The following is a 20,912-nucleotide window of genomic DNA, read 5'->3' on the forward strand; positions in this document are numbered from 1 at the left end:
ATGGCTTCGGACGAGGACTGGTTAGTGCCGATCGACAACGATCCCCTGGACGGAACTGAGAAGTTCGCCGGGATGAAGAAGTCGGTGGTGAGTTTCTGGCAGTTTGCGCTCGGGGATTTGCGGATGAATAACGCGCGGGGATATCTGGCCGAGTTCATCGTGGCCACTGCTCTCGGGATCTCGACTAAGCGCGTCGAGTGGGCAGGGTTTGACTTGGACTGGCAGGGAGTCACCATCGAGGTGAAGTCCTCGGCATACCTACAATCTTGGGATCAGCGAACCCTTTCTAAAATCGCGTTTTCAGGACTTCGGGCGAAACTCTTCACACCCGATGGCGGCTATTCCGGCGAACGCACCTACAACGCCGACGTCTACGTCTTCTGCGTGCAGAACGCAATCACTCACAGCACCTACGACCCGCTTGACGTTGGCCAGTGGGAGTTCTACGTAGCGTCCAACGAACGGGTCTCGGCCAGCGCGCAAGATGGAATGGCGTTGTCCACCGTGAAAAAGATAGGTGCGCAGAGTGAGCCGCTGCGCTTTCACGAACTCGCCGAGGCGATTCGTCGGGTGGCGCACGAGCGACCGTAAACGGCGAAGTGTGTCACGGCAGATCTCGGCAGGTCTGCCATGCTCGAACAAGACAAAGGGGGTTCGTGTGAGTGCTGCATGGGTAATTCCCGACTGTGCCTACCTCAAGAACTCCGAGACCGCTCAGACGGCAACGTCTGCCTTGACGCGACATTCGCCGGCCTCCATGGAAAGACCGGGAACCGCTCAGCGAAGAACCTCAAGGGCGATCGTCGAACAGCGAACCCCGATGGCGGATGGTACCGGCGAGAGGGCAGCCATGGCGCTGTCACCCACCTCGACGCCGTGATATTCAACAAAGCCGACCCGAGCAGTAATTACAAGGGAACCCCTGAGGGCAAGCGGGATTGGGGGATTGAGATCGAAATCGCCCGTATGACCGCGAACTACCGCGAAGAGGAAGAACGCTTCCCTCTCCTCACCGTCGGCATCTCCTTTCACATCCCCGGAGCGATCGTCGGCGAAGGCGTCCGAATCGCCGACTCGCTGCTGGAGAGGGGCCACAAAGCCAACCTCTTCATCGTCGACCGCGCCTACTCCAACGGGCTCTATAGCGAGTACGCCGTTCCGCTGCGCCTGCTTGGGTTCAAACACGTCTTCAACTACCGAGAGAACGACCTCGGCGAACAGGCATTCGACCCTCGCGGCTTCGTCCAGATCTCCGGCGCCTGGTACCTCGACACCTTGCCGAAGGTTCTCCGCGACGCTGACAAAGTCATCCTCGCGGCAGGCAACACCTACGACGCGATCAAGAAGCGCTTGAAAAAGGACATCACCTCCACGCCCGCCGACAAGGAGAAAGCTCTCAGCATCGCCAGAAAGCAACTTGATCTGGCGGAGGACCGTTATCGTCAGCAGAGCGCCCAGCGAGCGAAGTCGCGACTCAAGCCCAAGGGACACATGGAGCCTGACTGGACCCGCAGATACCTGATCCCCACCGAATCTCCCGACTACGCCAAGTGGAAGGCGAAACCCGGCGCCCATCAAGGCAGCAGCGTGTTAATGAAGCGACCCGAAGGCAAGGACGCTGACATTCCAAACGCCGGAGGGCTCAAGCATGAGCAGTACTACCCCTGGGGCGGCGACAACTGGCGCGCCGCGAATGGCATGGGCAACGGGCTCGAATCCGTGAACCGGAACCTAAAGCGAAGCCAGTACGAGGACATCGCCGACGCCGAGAAGCGCGCCGTCCGCGGCAACACCTTCAGCTACCTCGTCATCGCCCTCGCGACCGTCGTCGAGAACATGCGCAAAATCGTGAGCTTCTACAAAGAGCAACTCAAACTACGAACCCTCACCCCGAAAAACAACCGACTGCCGGGCAGCTACTGGCAATCGACGACACCGGCCGCCGAAGCCAACGACGCTTCAGACCCGCCCGGCTAGCCTCCCGCTTTCCAACCGATTCCCTACATCTGCAAGACTTGAACAATCCGGCGTTCCTGAAATCTTTCAGGCATGCCGTTTCTTCGTTAGCGCGCCATTGCGCGAGGCGACGAATCACTCAAAGGACCTCAGCCGGGCACGAAAAATGGGCCGGACAACCGTTGACCGGTTGTCGCGACCCATTTTCTGAACAAGTACCGGGCAATTGCCCGAACTACCCCTCTGTGCGCGAAGGGGGACTTGAACCCCCACGCCCTATACGGGCACTAGCACCTCAAGCTAGCGCGTCTGCCATTTCCGCCATCCGCGCGCATCCGAAAGTCCCTTGCAGAACCTCCGACACACGAGAATAGCACGCGCGAAGCACCCCGTTGCGCCGACCCCGGAGTCGGGGCGTCATCACCAGAATCCGGCGTGCACCTCGGCGGCGCGCTCGCTCGGGATCGGCCCGATGACCTCGATCGACCGACCGCCGCGCGCGAACACCTCCCGGCAGGGGAGGGCCAGGGTCGGCTCGTCGCTGCCGGCGGTGAACTCGGCGAGCGCGCTCTCCGCGAGCGCGAAGACGATGCGCGGCACGCCCGCCCAGTAGATCGCCCCGGCGCACATGGCGCACGGCTCCGTGCTCGTGTAGAGGGTGGCCGAACGGAGCTGGGCCGGTGTGAGCCGCGCGGACGCGCGCCGCACGAGGTTGGTTTCGGCGTGCCCGGTCGGGTCGTTCTCGGTGAGAACGGTGTTCCAGCCCTCCACCACGACCCCGTCGGCGACCAGGACGGCTCCGAACGGATGATTGCCTCGCTCCCGCGACTCGGCGGCGAGGTCGATCGCGTGGTCGAGGTGGGTGGCGTCGTCCGGGGTGAGCTGGTGGGGCATCGGTCTCCTCTTCGGGGCACAAGCGGTACGGCCAACTAAGCACATCGGGGCGGCCACGGCGAGTGCCGGCGGATCGGGCGCCCCACGATCGCGGCTAGCGTTGACCCATGACCGGCCTCCCCTCCGACGAGTTACTCGACGACACCGCGCTTATCGCGCGGGACCTGATCCGATTCGACACCAGCAACTTCGGGGAGGGCCGCTCCAACGGCGAGACGGATGCGGCGGAGTACGTCGCCGCCCACCTCACAAGGCTCGGCCTCGACGCCCAGATGTTCGAATCCGAGCCGGGACGGGTGAGCGTCGTCGCCCGGGTGGAGGGCACAGATCGCAGCAAGCCCGCCCTCGTGGTGCACGGGCACACCGACGTGGTGCCCGCCCAGCCGGACAACTGGTCGGTCGACCCGTTCGGCGGCGAGATCAGGGACGGGATGCTCTGGGGCCGCGGGGCCGTCGACATGAAGAATATGGATGCGATGATGCTCACCGCGCTCGGCGACATCCTGGAGGCGGGCAAGCGGCCGGCGCGGGATCTCGTGATCGCGTTCTTCGCGGACGAGGAGGCCGGGGGAGTGCTCGGCTCGCACTACCTCGTGGAGACCCACCCGGAACTCTTCGCCGGCGCCACGGAGGCGATCAGCGAGGTGGGCGGCTACTCGATCACCCTCAACGGCAGCCGCGCCTACCTGCTGCAGACCGGAGAGAAGTCGCTCGTCTGGGTCAAGCTCGTCGCGCGGGGAACCGCGGCCCACGGCTCGCACGTGATGCGCGACAACGCCGTCACCAAGCTCGCCGAGGCGGTGGCGAAGGTCGGGCGGCGCGAGTGGCCCATCCGCCTCACCGACACCACAACCGAGCTGCTCGGCGAGCTGGCCCGCATCCTCGACGTCGACCCACTCACCGTCGGTCCAGACGAGCTGGCCCTCGCCACGGGTTCGGCGAGCCGCTTCATCCAGGCCTCCCTGCGCACCACCACCAACCCCACCGCCCTCACCGCGGGCTACAAGCACAACGTGATCCCCGACACGGCCGAGGCCCTCATCGATATCCGTTCGCTGCCCGGCGAAGAGGATGCCGTGCTCGCGGAGCTTGCCGAGATCGTGGGCCCGGACATCGAGATCGTGGTCATGCACCGCGACATCGGGCTGGAGACGGAGTTCGCTGGCCCCCTCGTGGACGCCATCACCGGAACCCTCAAACGACACGACCCCGGCGCCCCGGTGCTTCCGTACCTGCTGTCGGGAGGCACCGACAACAAGGCGCTCTCCACCCTCGGCATCAAGGGCTACGGTTTCGCCCCGCTCAAGCTTCCGCCCGAAATGGATTTCGCGTCGATGTTCCATGGCGTTGACGAGCGCGTGCCGCTTGACGCGTTAGTGTTTGGCAGGCGAGTCCTCAGCGACCTGCTGTTGAACTACTGACCAGGCGATTGGATCGACCCCGTGAGCTTCATCAACGCGATCATTCTGGGAATCGTGCAGGGTCTCACCGAGTTCCTGCCGATCTCCTCGAACGCCCACGTGCGCATCGTGGGCGAACTCATCGGAATCGGGGCGGACCCGGGCGCACGATTCACCGCGATCATCCAGCTCGGCACCGAGGCCGCCGTCGTGGTCTACTTCGCCGCGGATCTCTGGCGCATCATCTCGCGCTGGTTCCTCGCGCTGTTCGGACGGATCCCGCGCAATGATCCCGACGCGAAGATGGGCTGGTTCATCATCCTCGGCTCCCTGCCGATCGTCATTCTCGGGGTGATCTTCCAGACCGCGATCGAGACCACGCTGCGCTCCCTGTGGGTGATCGCGATCTCGCTCATCGTGTTCGGCATCCTGCTCGGCATCGCGGACCGCGTCGGCGAGAAGAAGCGCAGGCTCAAGGACCTCACGGTGCCGCACGCCGCCATCTACGGTGGCGCGCAGGCCCTCGCCCTGATCCCCGGAGTCTCGCGCTCCGGCGGCACCATCACCGCCGGCCTATTCCTGGGCTACGAGCGGCGCGCCGCGGCACGCTATTCCTTCCTGCTCGCGATCCCGGCGGTGCTCGGCAGCGGGTTCTACGAGCTCTACAAGAGCATCAAGGATCCGACCACGGAGGTGTTCGGCCCGGCCGAGACCGCGCTGTCGACGGGTATCGCCTTCGTGGTGGGCCTCGGCGTGATCGTCTTCTTCATGAACTACATCTCCAAGCGCTCCTTCCTGCCCTTCGTCATCTACCGTTTGCTGCTCGGCGCGGTGCTCGTAGTTCTGCTGCTGACTGGTGTTCTTCAGCCCACCTAGAACCCGTAATTCGGCCACACTCGGCGGTAGACTTGGCGCAGCGACTCGCTCTAGCGCCCGAGCTCCGCGGACGAGAGCGAGGGCAGCATATTGCGCGAGGGTGAATCGTGGCGGTAACACGCGAGATCTTTGAAGAAGCTAAACGGGCGATCATCTATTCGCTCGACGAGAAGACCTCGCTGTGCGCGCCGTTCCTGTCGGTGGTGCCGGTCACGGGCGCGGCGGTCTCGGTTCTTGTCACCCGGGCGGCGCAGGCCACGATCTGCTCGAGTGACAGCACCGCGGCTCATCTCGACGAGCTGCAGTTCGATCTGGGTGAGGGGCCGTGCTGGGAGGCGCTCTCATCCCGGAGGCCCGCGCTGCACTCCGACATCCAGGACGAGGCCCAGCCGAGTTGGCCGGCCTTCGCCAACGCGGTCCGCGGCAGCGAAGTGCACGGAATGTTCGCCTTCCCACTCGTGGTCGGGTCTCTCGACATCGGTGCTGTCGACCTCTACTCTTCAACCGTTGGTGACCTCACCGCAGAGCAGGTCTCGGATGCGTCGGCTCTCGCCCAGCTCACCGGCTGGCAGGTGTTGCGGCGGCTGCTGACCAAAAACCCCGATGACGAGGACGGCTCGACGCACTCGAGGCGCGAGGTGCACCAGGCCACCGGGATGGTGCTCGCCCAACTCGGTGTCAGCGCCGACGAAGCCTCGCTGCTTCTCCGCGCGCACGCCTTTTCGAGCGGACGTTCGGTACGGGAGATCTCGAACGACGTCGTCGAGAGGCGGCTCGACTTTTCCACGGGCGCTTCGCAGTGATTCGCCTCGATGCGGAGGTAAACTGATCTGATGGTGGCCGAGACACGCGAGAGGCGACTCGTTGGCACCTTCGTCACTCTCGCAGACACACTCGTCGCAGGATACGACGTGGTCGATCTGTTGCAGACGCTGGTAGAGGCGTGCGCCGAGTTGCTCGACGCGTCGGCCGCCGGGCTCATGCTCGCGGACGACAGTGGCGACCTCGCCGTCATGGCATCAACGAGTGAGCGCAGCCGGCTCGTGGAGATCATGCAGTTGCGATACGGTCACGGGCCCTGCGTCGAGGCGTTCACCACCGGAATTGTGATGGAAGTCGACGACCTCGAGGCGCCGAGCGCCCGTTGGCCGGAGTTCCGCGAGGAGGCACTCTCCCAGGGCTTCCGTTCGGTGCACGCCATTCCCCTCCGCCTGCGCGGATCCGTGATCGGCACACTTAACCTCTTCCGGAACGAGCCGGGGTTCTTGACGCCCGAGGATGCCGCCGCCGCGCAGGGTCTCGCCGATGTCGCGACCATCGGCATCCTCCACGAACGCACTCTTCGCGAGAACAGCGTCGCGAAGGAACAGTTGCAGCACGCCCTCGACAGCCGGGTCGTGATCGAGCAGGCCAAGGGCGTGATCGCCCAGACCCGAAACGTTGACATGGACCGGGCGTTCCGCATCCTTCGGTCCTACGCACGCGACAACAACCTCAACCTGCACGACGTGGCGGCGCGGGTCGTCGCGCGGACGGTGACTCCGTAGCCCTCAACGGCCCCCGACTTCGAGGGATGCCCGCACTCGCCTAGAATGCTGAAGTGAGAGCCTGGACCCGACCCGAGGTGCCGCGGCTTTCCGGCACCGGCTCCGTCCCTCGACTGTACGACTCGGCGTCCCGCTCCGTGCTGACTGCTCGACCGGACGGCCGCGCGGCCATCTACGTGTGCGGCATCACCCCGTACGACACGACCCATCTGGGGCACGCGGCGACGTACCTCGCCTACGACACCCTGATCAGACTGTGGCTCGACGCCGGCTATGCGGTCGACTTCGTGCAGAACACCACGGACGTTGATGACCCGCTTCTCGAACGCGCTGCCCGTGACGGGGTGGACTGGCGTGAGCTTGCCGCCGAACAGACGGATCTGTTCCGCGCAGACATGGAGCGGCTGCAGATCATCCCGCCGGACCACTACATCGCGGTCACCGAGGTCGTCACCGAGGTCGCCGAGGCGGTGCGAGAGCTCCTCGACCGCGGAATCGCCTACCCGGTAGACAGCGAGGGCGCCGCCCCAGACCTCTACTTCGACAGTGCGGCGGCCGAGAAGGCCGGTGTCCAACATCCAGGAACACCCGCGCCCTGGCACCTCGGCGCGGAGTGCAACCTCGACCGGGCGACGATGCTCGAGCTGAACTCGGAGCGCGGGGGCGACCCGCAGCGCCCGGGCAAGCGTGACGCCCTGGACCCGGTGCTCTGGCGCTCCGCGAGGCCGGGCGAGCCCCACTGGGACACCGTGCTGGGGCGCGGGCGGCCCGGCTGGCACATCGAGTGCGCCGTGATCGCCGCCAAGTACCTGCCGACCCCCATTACCGTCAACGGAGGCGGATCCGACCTGATCTTTCCGCACCACGAGTTCAGCGCGGGACACGTCGCGGCCCTCACCGGTCACGCTCTCGCGCAGATCTACTCGCATGCGGGGCTCGTGGCCTATCACGGCGAGAAGATGAGCAAGTCGCTCGGCAACCTCGTGCTGGTGTCGAAGCTCGTCGCCGAGGGAACCGATCCGCGCGCGATACGCCTCGCGCTGCTCTCCGAGCACTATCGCTCGGACTGGGAGTGGACGGATGCGCACCTGGTCACGGCCGAGGCCCGACTCGCCGCGTGGGACGAGTGGGCCGCCCGCGCGGGCGCCGACCAGCCCGAGAGCGGCAGCCCGGACGAGGGAACAACAGAGCTCCGCGAGTTGCTTGCCGACGACCTCGGCTCGCCGTCCGCGCTCCGGGCCATCGACGCCCGGATCGCGAGCGGAGCGCTCTGCACGGTGACGCTGGTCACCGCGATACACGCGCTGCTGGGCATCCGGCTGCGTTCCCTGCCCGCCGGCTGATCCGCCCGGTCGATCCCTGCGGCATCCGCGACTCCCGATCGACGCCGTCGCGGCGGGAGTCGTGACTCCCTGCGGCGGGCGTCAGGGAACGACGGGGTACCAGCGACCGCCGACGCGTCGGGTGACCCGCCAGGACACCACCTCGGCCCGTTCCCGAAGGCGCTCGACCGCGTGCCGACCGATCCGCAGCGCGTGCTCATCGTCCTCGCCGGTGAACCGCACGGTGACGCGCGCGCCGCCGCTCACCACCGCGAGATCCTGGGCCTCGACCGTCGCGAGCTCGGCCACGGCCGCCGCGGCCGCCGGAACGACCGTCGGCGGCGCGGTGCCGGCGGCGAGCGCGCCGATCGACATGGTCACCCGAAACGAGGGCATGGCTGGGGACCGCGCCGGGCGCGGTCAGTCCTTGGGGCGACGGTCGTCAGGCCCGTTCGGGCCGGATCCGGCCGGCCCGCGGGAATCGCCCTTGCCGTCGCGGCGGCGCAGGTAGCGTTCGAACTCCTGCGCGATCGCCTCCCCGCTCGCCTCCGGCGAGTCCACGGTGTCCCGAGCCTGCTCGAGCTGCGAGATGTAGGACGCCATCTCCTCGTCCTCGCTGGCGAGCGCATCGATACCGCTCTCCCAGGCGGCTGACTCGTCGACGAGGTCGCCGCGGGGGATGACCACGTCGATGATCTCCTCGAGCTTGTCGATGATCGAGAGGGTCGCCTTGGGCGACGGGGCGTTGTGCACGTAGTGCGGCACGGAGGCCCAGATCGACACGGTGGGGATCCCCGCCTTCTCCGCGGCCTCGCTCAGCACGGAGAGGATGCCGACCGGCCCCTCGTACGTGCTGCGCTCGATGCCCAGCTCGCGCCGGACATCCGCGTTCTCGCTGCTTACGAACACCGAAATCGGTCGGGTGTGCGGAACGTCGGCGAGCATCGCACCGAGGAACACCACCCCGGAGATCTCGTTCTGCGTGATCGTCTCCATGATCTGCGCGGTGAAGCTCTTCCAGTTGCGCGAGGGCTCGGTGCCGAGCAGCACGTAGATGTTCGAGCCGTTGTTGGCGCTCACGCTCAGCTCAGCGTCGTCGGCGAGGCCCTCCAGGGGGAGTCGCTGCGCGAGCACGGATGTCGGTCCATAGGTGACGACGCTCGGCCAGACCAGCGCGCGGTTGCCATCGTCGTCCTGCGCCACCGTGGGCCGGTTGAACTGATAGTCGAAGAACCGCTCGGCGTCGATCTCGGCGATGGGGTACAGGTCGAGCAGTTCCTTGAGCGTGCGCACGGCGCCGCTCGCCGCCTCCCCGGCGTCGTTCCAGCCCTCGAACGCGACGACCAGAAGCCGCCCTTTCAGCATTCCTGCGTCAGACAATCGCTACCTTCACTGGGTCGGCACTGGTGTTGGCCGACTTCCTTAGAGTCAAGGATAGGACGCTCCCGCGGCTAAACTCGGATTCCGTGACTGAACTCCTCCCCGCCGCCGTCCTCTGGGACATGGACGGCACCCTCGTCGACACCGAGCCGTACTGGCTGAGCGCGGAGGCCGATCTCGTCGGGTCTTTCGGCGGAAACTGGACCCAGGAGGACGGCCTCACCCTCGTCGGATCCGGCCTCTGGCACTCCGCCGCCGTCCTGCAGGGCAGGGGAGTGGAGCTCAGCGCTGACGAGATCGTGCAGCACCTCACCGACCGCGTGCTCGACCAGATCCGCGTGAGCGTGCCGTGGCGACCGGGCGCGCACGAGTTGCTCGCCGCCGTGCGCGAGGCCGGCATCCCCACCGCGCTCGTGACCATGTCCATCCGGCGGATGGCCGAGCACGTGGTCTCCACGATTCCGTTCGACGCGTTCGACCACATAGTGGCGGGGGACGACGTCACCCACAGCAAGCCACATCCCGAGCCGTACCTGCGGGGCGCAGAGCTCATCGGCGTCGACCCGGCGATGTGCATGGCCATCGAGGACTCGACGACGGGACTCGCCTCCGCCGTCGCCTCCGGCGCGGTGTCCATCGGTGTGCCGCTGCACTCGCCGCTCGAGCACGGCCTCGGCTACACGATCTGGCCCAGCCTCGAGGGCAAGACCTTCGCCGACCTCACCAGCGTCTTCCGCCTCCTCCAGACGAGCGTCGCGTGAGCGGCGAACGCCGGCAGAGCGGGCCGTTCCGCGCGGGCGACCGAGTGCAGCTCACCGGGCCGAAGGGCCGCCTCAACACCATCACCCTCGAGGCCGGGAAGGTGTTCCACACCCACCGCGGAATGGTGGCGCACGACTCGCTGATCGGGCTGCCGGACGCCTCGGTGATCACCGCCTCGAACGGTGACGAGTACCTCGCCCTCCGCCCCCTCCTCAGCGACTTCGTCATGTCGATGCCCCGTGGCGCGGCGATCATCTACCCCAAGGACGCGGCGCAGATCCTGAGCCTCGGCGACATCTTCCCCGGCGCGAAGGTCGTGGAGGCCGGCGTCGGTTCCGGCGCGCTGAGCCTCTGGCTGCTGCGCGGGATCGGGCCCACCGGTTCCCTCACTTCCTTCGAGCGGCGGGACGAGTTCGCCCAGGTGGCGCGGGGCAACGTCGTGAGCTTCCTCGGCGCCGAGCCGACCAACTGGACGGTGCAGGTCGGCGACCTCGTCGAGTCGTTGCCGACCGCTGTCGAGAACGGCTCGGTAGACCGGGTCGTGCTCGACATGCTCGCGCCCTGGGAGTGCCTCGATGTCGTCGCCGACGCGCTCACTCCCGGGGGGGTGCTGCTCTGCTACATCGCCACCGTGACCCAGCTCTCCCGGGTGGCGGAGGCCATCCGCGGCACCGGCCTGTTCACCGACCCCGACTCGTCGGAGACGATGATCCGCGGCTGGCACGTCGAGGGCCTCGCGGTGCGCCCGGACCACCGCATGGTGGCGCACACCGGCTTCCTGCTCACCGCGCGCCGGCTGGCTCCACACACGATCCTCCCGCAGCTCAAGCGTCGGCCGTCGAAGACGGACTTCAGCGACGAGGATGTCGAGGCCTGGACCCCCGGCGCCCTCGGCGAGCGTGTGGTCACCGACAAGCGCCTGCGCAAGACCGCGCGGGCGGCCCAGGCCACGGCCGAGCAGGCCGTCGCGGCGTCGGACAACCCGTGACCGGGCGTGACCCTAGAATTGTGACATCCCACGAGCTCGATCGAAATGAGGATTCGTGCGCAAGACCACAGCGCTGATCGCTGCCTTCGGCATCCTGGCCAGCCTCACGGCGTGTGCGGGCGGTGCCGGCTCGAACGGCTGTGACCCCCTCGTGTCGTCCGGCGACGCCTCATCGGCGGTCTCGGCTCCCGGCGACTTCGGCACGGCTCCCACCGTGGACTTCCCGGTGCCGCTGCGCACGAAGACCACCCAGAGCTCCGCGATCATCGCCGGCAAGGGCGCGCCCATCCAGGACGGCCAGCCCGTGATCGTCGACGTGACCGTGCTCAACGGCGCGGACGGCAGCGTGCTGCAGAAGACGAGCTATGCCAAGAGCGGCGGCAGCGTCATCACCATCGGCAAGTCGAGCCTGCCCGCGGTGAGCAAGGGGCTGCAGTGCGCCACGGTCGGCTCCCGCGTGGCGATCGTCGGCTCCCCGAAGGACAGCCACGGCGGCCAGGCCTCCACCGGCCTCGCGAAGGACGACGCCGTCGTCTACGTCATCGACGTGAAGAGCGCCTTCCCCGCCCGGGCGGATGGCGCGGACCAGCTTCCGATCAACGGCCTGCCCGCGGTGGTGCTGGCCCCGAACGGCGCCCCCGGCATCACCCTGCCGCACACGACGCCTCCCAAAGACTTCAGCGCCACCCTGCTCAAGAAGGGCGACGGCGCGAAGGTCGCGAACGGCGACTTCGTGATCATCAAGGACACCGGCATCAACTGGGCCGACAACTCGGTGTTCACCTCGAGCTGGAAGACCGGCCAGGCCTCCGCGATCGGCGTCGGCGCCTCGAGCGTGGTCGCCGGACTCTCGAAGGGCCTCATCGGCCAGCGCGTCGGCTCCCAGGTGCTCATCGTCGTTCCGCCGAAACTCGCGACGAGCGACGGCTCGGACACCAGCGCCACGGTGCCCACCGGCGCGACACTCGTCTACGTCGTGGATATTCTGGGTGTAGCGAAGTAGTCCACCCACTCCGCAGACACAGGCCGAGTGTCTCCAAGTTCATTCCAAACTAGGGTTTCTCTCGTGTCAGCATCCAGCACCCAGAAGGTCCCGGTCGAAGAGCGTCTCTTCAGCCTCGTCCTCGCGCTACTCGCGACCGAGACGGGGCTGACGAAGAACGAGGTGCTGTCCACCGTGCAGGGCTATCGCCAGCGGTTCAGGGTCGGCGGCGACAACGCCAACCTCGAGCGGCAGTTCGAGCGCGACAAGGACGACATCCGCGACCTCGGCGTGCCGCTCGAGACCGTGGAATCGCCTGGCCAGGCCGGCAACAACCAGAACCTGCGTTACCGGATCCCGCGCGGCGCCTACGAGCTCCCGAGCGACATCACGTTCTCGGCCGAGGAAACGACGCTGCTCAACCTCGCGGCCATGGTGTGGCGAGAGGGCTCCCTCTCGGGAGAGTCCCGTCGCGCCGTGATGAAGCTCAAGGGTCTCGGGCTGGTCTCCGACGAACCGGTTCTCGGCTACGCCCCGCGCCTGCGGGTGCGGGATGCCGCGTTCGAGCCGCTGCGCGCCGCCCTCGAACGCAACGCCGTCGTTCGGTTCGCCTACCTCAAGCCGGGGGAGGAGCAGGCGCGGGTGCGCACGGTGGCACCCCTCGCCCTCGTGCAGCACCAGGGCCGCTGGCACCTGCACGCGCTCGAACCGGACACCCAGCGCACCAAGACGTTCCTGCTGCGCCGGATCGTGAGCCAGGTAGCGACCACCGGGGCCACCTTCCCGGCGCCGCTTGTGGACCAGACGAAGGCCGCGCTGAGCGAGCTCGAGGAGGTGTGGGAGTCCCACACCGCCGAGATCGAGGTGGTGCCGGACTCGGATGCGGCGACGCGCCTGCACAAGCGTCGCGGCACCGAGACCCACGCGAACGGCGTGCTGCGACTCCACTACTCCGACGCCAACATCTTCGCCGACGAGCTCGCCGGCTACGGACCGGAGGTGCTCGTGCTCTCACCTCCGGTCTTGCGGGCCGCCGTGCGCACCCGGCTGCTCAGGACTGCCGCCGAACATACGGACGCACGAGAGGGGGTCCACCGTGGCTGAACGCCAGGCTCCACTCCACGCGCAGGACAAGCTCGCCTTCCTGCTCTCGCTCGTGCCGTTCCTCATGGAACACGAACGCATCGGCGTTCAGGAGGCCGCCGAGCACTTCGGCGTCCCGACGCAGCAGATCAGGGAGGCCGTGAAGCTCATCGCGGTGTCCGGAATCCCCGGCGAGACCGGCCAGTACCAGCACGGCGACCTGTTCGACCTGGCCTGGGACGACTTCGAAGAGAACGACCAGATCGTGCTCACCAACCTGGTCGCGATCGATGACGCCCCGCGGTTCTCCGGCCGGGAGGCCGCCGCCCTGATCGCCGGGCTCCAGTACCTCTCCGCCCTGCCGGAGAACGCGGACCGCGGCGCCATCGCGACGCTCATGACCAAACTCTCCCGCGGGGCCTCCGGGGTGCCGAGCCAGGTCGCTGTGGAGGCCTCGGAGTCCGACGCCACCCTCGCCCTCATCCGCGAGTCGGTGGCGACCGGAGTCCAGCTGGAATTCGACTATCTCAATGCCCGCGGCGAACACGAGCGCCGCCGCGTGGACCCGCTGCGTGTGGAGTCCGTCGATGCGGACTGGTACCTGCGCGGCTGGTGCCACCTCCGCGAGGCCGTTCGCACCTTCCGGCTCGACCGCATCGGCAATCCGCAGATCACGACGGAGCCGATCGCCTTTCACCCCGCCGACGTGTTGCTGCCCGACGTGCTCTTCGAGGGGTCGGCCGACGACCTCATCGTCACGCTCGACGTCGCCCCGGCCGCCGCGCCGCTGCTCGCCGACTACATTCCAGACGACGCCGTGTCCACCGAGGTCGACGGACGCCTGCGCACCGCGGTGCGGGTGTCGCACTACCACGGGCTCAAACGGCTCGTCGCCGGCATGCCCGGAGTCGTCACGGTCGTCGACCCGCCGGAGGCCAGGCGAGCGGTTGCGGAGTGGGCCGCTGCCGGCGCCGCGCGTTACGAGGCCGACTGATGCCCTGGTGGTCGTGGCTCATCATCTGGGTGGTGCTCGGGCTTGCCCTGCTCGGGATGCTCGGGCTGTTCGGCTGGCAACTCTTCCGCAAGGTGATGGCCGTCTTCGAGTCGCTCGAGGCACTCGCCGCCAAGACCGAGCTTCTCGAGTCGGCCGGGGAGGCCCTGGGGGAGCAGCACGCCACCCTCGCGCTGCTGCAGAAGAGGTCCGAGGTCGTCGCACGCCGGGACCGGGTTCGGCGACAGGCGGCGGACCGCCGCCAGGCGAGGCGCGACGCCCGGCTGGACCGCGCCCGCCGGATCACGGCGATCGATGCGAATACTCGCCGGTGGTTCGAAGACAACTGAGAGGTATTCGGCCTCCGGGGCGGTAAACTGATCGTCACGGCAATTTCGACTCGTAAGGATGTCGCCCATGTTCCAAGGATTCACCGGCTGGCACGCACTCATCCTGCTGGTCATCATCGTTCTCCTCTTCGGAGCCACCAAGCTTCCCGGCCTCGCCAAGAGCGTCGGACAGTCGATGAAGATCTTCAAGAACGAGGTCAAGAGCGAGGACCCGGCAAAGCCGGTCGACGGACCACAGCTGAACCAGACTTCGCCAGAGACGCAGCAGCAGACGACGGACGCCACCAAGTCCGACAGCAAGCCGTAGCCCGACCGTCGACGTTCCGATGGCAACGCGCACAAGGCGAGGCGCGAACAACGAAGGCCGGATGTCGCTCGGCCAGCACCTCATCGAACTACGCAAGCGACTCTTCATTTCGGCGATCGCGATCGTGGTGGGCGGAATCGGCGGCTGGTTCGTCTCCGACTTCGTCTGGGACGGTCTTCGCTTGCCGATCTCGACCATCGCGAAGGCCCACAACGCGATCATCAACTACTCGGGGCTGACCTCCGCGTTCGACCTGCGCCTGCAAATCGCGGTGACCGTGGGCATCGTGGTGTCGAGTCCGGTCTGGCTGTACCAGGTCTTCGCGTTCCTCGTGCCGGGGCTCACGAAGAAGGAGAAGCGCTACACCTTCGGATTCTTCTTCTCCGCGATCCCGCTGTTCCTGGCCGGCTGCGCCGCCGGCTGGTTCGTCCTGCCGCACATCGTGGTGATCCTCACCTCCTTCGTGCCGAAGGAGGACGCGAGCTTCATCGAGGCCAAGGACTACCTCAGCTTCGTGCTCAAGCTCGTGCTCGCCGTCGGTGTCGCCTTCGTGCTCCCGGTCTTCCTCGTGCTGCTCAACTTCATCGGGGTGATCTCGGCCCGCGCCATCATCAAGAGCTGGCGGGTGGCCATCCTGCTCATCTTCGTGTTCTGCGCGATCGCGACGCCGTCGGCCGACGTGGGCTCGATGTTCCTGCTCGCCGTGCCGATGATCCTGCTCTATCTGGTCGCCGCGGCGATCGCCTGGTGGCATGACCGCGTGGTGGCCAAGCGTGCGGATGCCCTGACCGCCGAACTCGGCGGCCCGGCGACCGTATGACCGACCAGCTCTCTCCCGCCGAACGTTTCGCCGCCTCCAGGTCCCGCCAGGGCTCCCCGAGGCTCGAACGCTTCCGGGCCAACCTCGCGTTCGACCTCGACCCGTTCCAGATCGCGTCCTGCGTCGCGCTCGAGAACGGCGACAGCGTTCTCGTCGCCGCGCCCACCGGGGCCGGCAAGACGATCGTTGCCGAATTCGCGGTCTTCCTGGCGATGCAGGATCCCCGGGCCAAGGTGTTCTACACGGCGCCGATGAAGGCCCTGAGCAACCAGAAGTTCCAGGAGTTCGTGGCCGAGTACGGGGCGCAGGATGTCGGCCTGCTCACCGGCGACACCAACATCAACTCGGGTGCCCGGGTCGTCGTGATGACGACCGAGGTGCTGCGCAACATGCTCTACGCCGACTCCGACCTGCTCAGCGACCTCTCGTTCGTGATCATGGACGAGGTGCACTACCTCGCCGATCGCTTCCGCGGGGCCGTCTGGGAGGAGGTGATCATCCACCTCCCGCAGAACGTGCGGCTGGTGTCGCTGAGCGCCACGGTGTCGAACGCCGAGGAGTTCGGCGACTGGCTGCAGGCGGTGCGCGGCGAGACCGCGGTGATCGTCTCCGAGGAGCGGCCGGTTCCCCTCGACCAGCACGTGATCATGCGCACCAAGCTCATCGACCTGTTCGACTCGTCCGGGCTCGCGGCGACGAACCGGGTCAATCCGGAGCTCGTGCAGATGGCGCGCTACGGCGGACGCACCATCAGTTCCCGCCAGATGAAGGATGTGGGGCGCTACCACTCGCGCGGCGGCCGTCCCGAGCAGCTCAAGATGGACCGGGCAGCGGTGGTGAAGATGCTCGGCGAACGCAACCTGCTGCCGGCGATCTTCTTCATCTTCAGCCGTCTCGGGTGCGACCAGGCCGTGAAGCAGGTGCTCCGCGCCGGCGTGCGTCTGACCACGGCGCCCGAGCGCGACGAGATCCGGGCGATCGTGGAGGAACGCTGCCGAACCATCCTCGACGAGGACCTGGCGGTGCTCGGCTACTGGGAGTGGCTGGAGGGCCTGCAGCGCGGCGTGGCCGCGCACCACGCCGGCATGCTCCCCGCCTTCAAGGAGGTGGTGGAGGAGCTCTTCCAGAAGAAGCTCGTGAAGGCGGTCTTCGCCACCGAGACCCTCGCGCTCGGCATCAACATGCCCGCGCGCACGGTCGTGCTGGAGAAGCTCGAGAAGTTCAACGGCGAGGCCAGGGTGCCGATCACGCCGGGGGAGTACACCCAGTTGACCGGCCGCGCCGGGCGCCGCGGCATCGACGTGGAGGGTCACTCGGTGATCCAGTGGCAGGACGGGCTCGACCCGCAGGCGGTCGCCTCCCTCGCGTCCCGGCGCACCTACCCGCTCAACTCGAGTTTCTCGCCCACCTACAACATGGCGGTGAACCTCATCGAGCAGTTCGGTCGGGAACGCACCCGCGACATCCTCGAGTCCTCGTTCGCGCAGTTCCAGGCGGACCGCGCCGTCGTCGACCTCGCCCGCAAGGTGCGCAGCCAGGAGGAGTCGCTCGCGGGCTACGAGGAGGCGATGCGCTGCCACCTCGGCGACTTCCGCGAGTACTCCGGCATCCGACGCGAACTGACCGACGTGGAACGCAAGGGTGCCGCCCGGGCGGACACCCAGAGCCGGGCCGAACGGGAGAAGCGCCAGCACCAGCTCACCGCGCTCCGCCGCAAGCTCAAGCAGCACCCGTGCAACGCCTGCAACGACCGAGAGGCGCACGCGCGCTGGGCGGAGCGGTGGTGGCGCCTGAAGAAGCAGACGGATGAGCTGAGCCAGCAGATCCGGAGCCGCACCGGTGCCGTCGCGAGGATCTTCGATCGCGTCTCCGACGTGCTGCTCGAACTCGGCTACCTGGAGCGGTCGGACCGCGGCGTCGTCACCGCGACAGTGCACGGTCGCACCCTGCGCCGCATCTACGGCGAACGCGACCTGCTCGTCGCCGAGTGCCTGAGGCGCGGGGTCTGGAAGGACCTCGACCCGGCCGGGCTCGCCGCGATGGCCGCCGCGCTCGTCTACGAGCCCCGCCGGGACGAAGGCCAGGCCTCGGACCGCTACCTCCCGAAGGGCGCGTTCCGTCCCGCCTTCGACAAGACCACCGACCTCTGGGCGCGGCTCGACGACATCGAACGCGACCACAAACTGCCGGGGAGCAACCCGCTCTCCACCGGGCTGTCGCTCGCGATGAACCGCTGGGCGCAGGGGGTGTCGCTCGACGCGGTGCTGAGGGAGGCGGACCTGGCCGCCGGAGACTTCGTGCGGATGACCAAGCAAACCATCGACCTGCTCGACCAGCTCTCGGTCGTGGCGGACGGTCAGGTCGGGCGAACGGCGCGCACAGCCCTCGACGCGATCCGCCGTGGCATCGTGGCGTACTCGTCGGTCGCCTGAGGCCCGGTGACCGACGCTCGGCCCCTGAGAACGCTGTCAGTCGGCGTGTTCGCGGCAATCTAGGCTTATCCAGTGCGACCGAGGCCCCTGAGACCGCTGCCCCTCTGGGCCGCCGTCGTGCTCGCCGCCCTCTCCGGTTTCGTCAACTCGTTCGCCTTTCCCGGGCGCGGCTGGTGGCCGCTCGTCTTCGTCGGCACCGCGATGCTGCTGCTGTCGCTTCGCGGGCGGCGGTTCTGGCCCTCGGTGCTCGTCGGGCTGGTGGCCGGCTTCGCCTTCTTCGGCAACCACATCCTCTGGCTCACCGTGTACCTGGGCCCGGTACCGTGGCTCGCCCTCGCCGGTCTCGAATCGGTGTTTTTCTCGTTCGGGGCCTCCCTCCTCGCCCTCGCCTGGCGGTTCGTGCCACGCTACTGGCCGGGGCTGACCGGTCGCCTGCTCGGCCTGCCCCTGGTGCTCGCCGGGCTCTGGGTGGCTCGTGAGGCGTTCACCAGCGTCTGGCCGTACGGCGGCTTCTCCTGGGGCCGTCTCGCCTTCTCCCAGTCCGACAGTCCGTTCGCCCCGCTCGTGGCCTGGATCGGCATCTCCGGCCTCAGCTTCACGATCGCCTTCCTCAGCGCCGTGCTGGTGCAGGCGTTCCTCGAGGTGAGCGTGCCGTGGACGATGCGCGGCATCGTCGCCGGATTCGCGTTCCTGCTGGCCGCCGCCATCCCGGCCTGGCCCGTGATCTCCGCGGGATCGATCAGGGTGGCGGCGGTGCAGGGCAACTCGAACTCGGGGCTCTTCGCGCAGATCCAGCCGGGCGACAGTCTCAACGACCACCTGCAGGCCACCCTTCCCCTCATCGGGCAGACCGTGGATGTCGTGGTCTGGCCCGAGAACGCGTCGGACGTCAACCCGCTCGAGAACGAGCGCGCCGCCCAGACCCTGGACTACGTGACCGGGGCGATGAAGGCGCCGCTCGTCACCGGCACCATCACCGAGGACTCCGAGGGGCGCACCTTCAACAGCCTGCTGCTCTGGGAGCACGGCAGGGGAGCCGTCGACCAGTACGACAAGATCCACCCGGTGCCGTTCGCCGAGTACCTCCCGGACCGCGCGTTCTGGTATCCGCTTGCCCCGAGCCTGTTCGACCTGGTGCCGAGGGACTATTCGTTCGGCACCCGCGACAACGTCTTCTCCATCAAGGGTGCCGTGGCGGGGCTCGCGATCTGTTTCGACATCGTCGACGACGAGCTCATCAGCCAGATGCTGCGCGACGGTGCGGACTTCATCATCGCGCCGACCAACAACGCCGACTTCGGCCACACCGACGAGAGCGCCCAGCAGGTGGGCATCGCCCGCCTCAGGGCCATCGAGACCGGCCGCAGCGTCGTCAACGCCTCCACCGTCGGCGTGAGTGCCATGTTCGCGCCGGACGGCCGCGTGATCTCCCAACTGCCGACGTTCCAGGCCGGATCGATGGTCGAGGACGTGCCGCTCAGCCACACCACGACACCGGCGACGCTCATCGGCCGTGGCATCGAATGGCTCGTCTCCGGCCTCGGCCTCGCGACCCTCGCGCTGGCCATGATCTTCACCCCGCTCGCGCGTCGCGCCCCCAGGAAGGAAGCCCGTGGCTGAGACTCTCGTGATCCTTCCCACCTACAACGAGATCGAGAGCCTCGCCACGGTGATCGGGCGAATCAGGCAGTCGCTGCCCCTCGCCGTCGTCCTCGTCGTGGACGACTCGAGCCCGGATGGCACCGGCGAGCTCGCTGAGCAGCTCGCCGCGGGGGACCCCGGCCTCTCCGTGCTGCACCGGGCGGCGAAGGATGGCCTGGGCCGCGCCTACCTCGCCGGCTTCCGCCTGGCCCTCGAGCGCGACTACCTCTACGTCGTCGAGATCGACGCTGACGGATCGCACGACCCGGCCGAGCTGCCGGCCATGCTCCAAATCGCCCAGCACGGCGCGGATCTCGTGATCGGCTCGCGGTGGGTCGCCGGCGGATCGGTGCGCAACTGGCCGTGGCTGCGGCAGGCCATCTCGCGCCTCGGCAACGCCTACGCTCGCGCGGTGCTCCGCTCCGACATCCGGGACATCACCGCCGGCTTCCGGGTGTTCCGCGCGGAGGCCCTGCGCTCCCTCGACCTCTCCGCCGTGTCGTCGCAGGGCTACTGCTTCCAGGTGGAGCTGGCCTGGCGACTCGAACGGGCCGGGGGAGTGGTAGTGGAGCATCCCATCACCTTCGTCGAACGCGCGGCCGGCCGGTCCAAGATGCACCTCGGAATCGTGGTCGAGGCCCTGCTGCGAGTGACGGTGTGGGGCATCGGCGCCCGGCTTGCACGCCACAGGCCCTGACCCTTCAACGACACTGGCCCTTAAACGACAAACGCGCCGCAACCGAGGCTGCGACGCGTTCACGCGTGGGGCGACCAACCGTGGTCAGGCGCCGATCTTGTGCTGGCCCTTGCGCGCCCTGAGAAAGTCGAGGCGCTCCTGGAGCAACTCCTCGAGCTCCGGGCGGGTGCGCCTCTCGAGCAGCATGTCCCAGTGGGTACGGGGAATCTTCGCGTCTGACGGCTCCGGCTCAACCTGCACCCCGGCAGCGTCGAGCAAACGACCCTCTTGACCGCTCTTCGGCGACTCCCACACGGTGGGAACTTCGGCATCCGCCGAGAACGTCACCTCAAAGGTCGACCCGTCAGCGGCTTGGTACGTGCTCTTCTTTCGCGGGGAGAAGGTAACGCCTTCTTCACTCTGAAGGCTCTGGGATCCGAGCCTCATTCCGCGCAAACTGCGATCCGCCATTGTGTGGTCCTCTCTCGCGATGCATTCCCAGTTA

The 20,912-nt window shown here is 67.5% G+C and carries 22 protein-coding genes and 1 tRNA gene; 18 read left to right on the forward strand and 5 right to left on the reverse strand.

The features are described from left to right. Positions 1-591 (forward strand): hypothetical protein, encoded by a 591-nt coding sequence (locus tag ACHZD8_RS15515; RefSeq protein WP_394771332.1) that lies wholly within the window; start codon positions 1-3, stop codon positions 589-591. Positions 592-669: 78 nt separating this feature from the next. After that, the gene (locus ACHZD8_RS15520) at positions 670-1,977 is read left to right on the forward strand and encodes a hypothetical protein (protein WP_394771333.1); all 1,308 of its coding nucleotides are present in this window, start codon (positions 670-672) and stop codon (positions 1,975-1,977) included. A gap of 225 nt (positions 1,978-2,202) precedes the next feature. Here the strand turns inward: ACHZD8_RS15520 and ACHZD8_RS15525 are convergent. Together ACHZD8_RS15525 and ACHZD8_RS15530 are read right to left on the reverse strand one after the other, a co-directional pair. Next, a tRNA-Leu gene (locus ACHZD8_RS15525) sits at positions 2,203-2,287 on the reverse strand. A gap of 89 nt (positions 2,288-2,376) precedes the next feature. Further along, on the reverse strand, positions 2,377-2,850 hold the full coding sequence (locus ACHZD8_RS15530) for a nucleoside deaminase (protein WP_394771334.1): 474 nt from the start codon (positions 2,848-2,850) through the stop codon (positions 2,377-2,379). A 107-nt stretch (positions 2,851-2,957) separates the two neighbouring features. On the opposite strand from ACHZD8_RS15530, the gene ACHZD8_RS15535 reads away from it, so the two are divergent. The 5 genes from ACHZD8_RS15535 (at position 2,958) to mshC (ending at position 8,016) form a co-directional block, all read left to right on the forward strand. Beyond that, on the forward strand, positions 2,958-4,271 hold the full coding sequence (locus tag ACHZD8_RS15535) for a M20/M25/M40 family metallo-hydrolase (protein WP_394771335.1): 1,314 nt from the start codon (positions 2,958-2,960) through the stop codon (positions 4,269-4,271). A gap of 21 nt (positions 4,272-4,292) precedes the next feature. Beyond that, positions 4,293-5,126, forward strand: coding sequence for an undecaprenyl-diphosphate phosphatase (locus tag ACHZD8_RS15540; RefSeq protein WP_394771336.1), 834 nt, complete (start codon positions 4,293-4,295; stop codon positions 5,124-5,126). 107 nt (positions 5,127-5,233) lie between these two features. Beyond that, a complete protein-coding gene (locus ACHZD8_RS15545) occupies positions 5,234-5,929 on the forward strand; it encodes a GAF and ANTAR domain-containing protein (protein WP_394771337.1) in 696 nt (231 codons plus the stop codon). A gap of 30 nt (positions 5,930-5,959) precedes the next feature. Next, the gene (locus tag ACHZD8_RS15550; protein WP_394771338.1) at positions 5,960-6,673 is read left to right on the forward strand and encodes an ANTAR domain-containing protein; all 714 of its coding nucleotides are present in this window, start codon (positions 5,960-5,962) and stop codon (positions 6,671-6,673) included. Positions 6,674-6,726: 53 nt separating this feature from the next. Further along, positions 6,727-8,016 carry a cysteine--1-D-myo-inosityl 2-amino-2-deoxy-alpha-D-glucopyranoside ligase gene (gene mshC, locus ACHZD8_RS15555; protein WP_394771339.1) on the forward strand — a complete coding sequence of 430 codons (1,290 nt, stop codon included), beginning with the start codon at positions 6,727-6,729 and terminating at the stop codon, positions 8,014-8,016. Positions 8,017-8,097: 81 nt separating this feature from the next. Here mshC and ACHZD8_RS15560 read toward each other — a convergent pair whose 3' ends face one another. Continuing rightward, positions 8,098-8,370, reverse strand: coding sequence for a hypothetical protein (locus ACHZD8_RS15560; RefSeq protein WP_394771351.1), 273 nt, complete (start codon positions 8,368-8,370; stop codon positions 8,098-8,100). Between the two features lie 45 nt (positions 8,371-8,415). After that, a complete protein-coding gene (locus ACHZD8_RS15565; protein WP_394771340.1) occupies positions 8,416-9,375 on the reverse strand; it encodes a proteasome assembly chaperone family protein in 960 nt (319 codons plus the stop codon). Between the two features lie 86 nt (positions 9,376-9,461). Between ACHZD8_RS15565 and ACHZD8_RS15570 the strand changes: the two genes are divergently transcribed. The 11 genes from ACHZD8_RS15570 (at position 9,462) to ACHZD8_RS15620 (ending at position 20,428) form a co-directional block, all read left to right on the forward strand. Beyond that, positions 9,462-10,136, forward strand: a complete 675-nt coding sequence (locus ACHZD8_RS15570; RefSeq protein ID WP_394771341.1) for an HAD family hydrolase — start codon at positions 9,462-9,464, stop codon at positions 10,134-10,136. Continuing rightward, complete coding sequence (locus ACHZD8_RS15575) at positions 10,133-11,125, forward strand: tRNA (adenine-N1)-methyltransferase (RefSeq protein WP_394771342.1); 993 nt, start codon at positions 10,133-10,135, stop codon at positions 11,123-11,125. The genes ACHZD8_RS15570 and ACHZD8_RS15575 overlap by 4 nt, the downstream gene beginning before the upstream one ends. A gap of 55 nt (positions 11,126-11,180) precedes the next feature. Then, positions 11,181-12,128 (forward strand): FKBP-type peptidyl-prolyl cis-trans isomerase, encoded by a 948-nt coding sequence (locus ACHZD8_RS15580; protein WP_394771343.1) that lies wholly within the window; start codon positions 11,181-11,183, stop codon positions 12,126-12,128. Positions 12,129-12,191: 63 nt separating this feature from the next. After that, entirely contained in the window at positions 12,192-13,211 is a 1,020-nt protein-coding gene (locus ACHZD8_RS15585; RefSeq protein WP_394771344.1) for a helix-turn-helix transcriptional regulator, read from the forward strand. After that, a complete protein-coding gene (locus ACHZD8_RS15590) occupies positions 13,204-14,184 on the forward strand; it encodes a helix-turn-helix transcriptional regulator (protein WP_394771345.1) in 981 nt (326 codons plus the stop codon). Before ACHZD8_RS15585 ends, ACHZD8_RS15590 begins: the two co-directional genes overlap by 8 nt. Next, positions 14,184-14,531 (forward strand): hypothetical protein, encoded by a 348-nt coding sequence (locus tag ACHZD8_RS15595; RefSeq protein ID WP_394771346.1) that lies wholly within the window; start codon positions 14,184-14,186, stop codon positions 14,529-14,531. The genes ACHZD8_RS15590 and ACHZD8_RS15595 overlap by 1 nt, the downstream gene beginning before the upstream one ends. 67 nt (positions 14,532-14,598) lie before the next feature. After that, positions 14,599-14,838, forward strand: a complete 240-nt coding sequence (gene tatA, locus ACHZD8_RS15600) for a twin-arginine translocase TatA/TatE family subunit (RefSeq protein WP_394771347.1) — start codon at positions 14,599-14,601, stop codon at positions 14,836-14,838. 61 nt (positions 14,839-14,899) lie between these two features. Further along, positions 14,900-15,658 carry a twin-arginine translocase subunit TatC gene (tatC, locus tag ACHZD8_RS15605; RefSeq protein ID WP_147782436.1) on the forward strand — a complete coding sequence of 253 codons (759 nt, stop codon included), beginning with the start codon at positions 14,900-14,902 and terminating at the stop codon, positions 15,656-15,658. Next, positions 15,655-18,090 carry a DEAD/DEAH box helicase gene (locus tag ACHZD8_RS15610; protein WP_394771348.1) on the forward strand — a complete coding sequence of 812 codons (2,436 nt, stop codon included), beginning with the start codon at positions 15,655-15,657 and terminating at the stop codon, positions 18,088-18,090. The genes tatC and ACHZD8_RS15610 overlap by 4 nt, the downstream gene beginning before the upstream one ends. A gap of 72 nt (positions 18,091-18,162) precedes the next feature. After that, a complete protein-coding gene (gene lnt / locus ACHZD8_RS15615; protein ID WP_394771349.1) occupies positions 18,163-19,710 on the forward strand; it encodes an apolipoprotein N-acyltransferase in 1,548 nt (515 codons plus the stop codon). Continuing rightward, positions 19,703-20,428 carry a polyprenol monophosphomannose synthase gene (locus tag ACHZD8_RS15620; RefSeq protein ID WP_394771350.1) on the forward strand — a complete coding sequence of 242 codons (726 nt, stop codon included), beginning with the start codon at positions 19,703-19,705 and terminating at the stop codon, positions 20,426-20,428. The genes lnt and ACHZD8_RS15620 overlap by 8 nt, the downstream gene beginning before the upstream one ends. 84 nt (positions 20,429-20,512) lie before the next feature. Here the strand turns inward: ACHZD8_RS15620 and ACHZD8_RS15625 are convergent, their stop codons facing one another. After that, positions 20,513-20,878, reverse strand: a complete 366-nt coding sequence (locus tag ACHZD8_RS15625; protein ID WP_147782098.1) for an RNA polymerase-binding protein RbpA — start codon at positions 20,876-20,878, stop codon at positions 20,513-20,515. Between the last annotated feature and the right edge of the window lie 34 nt (positions 20,879-20,912).

Origin of the sequence: Lacisediminihabitans sp. (assembly GCF_043726815.1) — a bacterium.
In the GTDB taxonomy this organism is placed as follows: Bacteria; Actinomycetota; Actinomycetes; order Actinomycetales; family Microbacteriaceae; genus Lacisediminihabitans.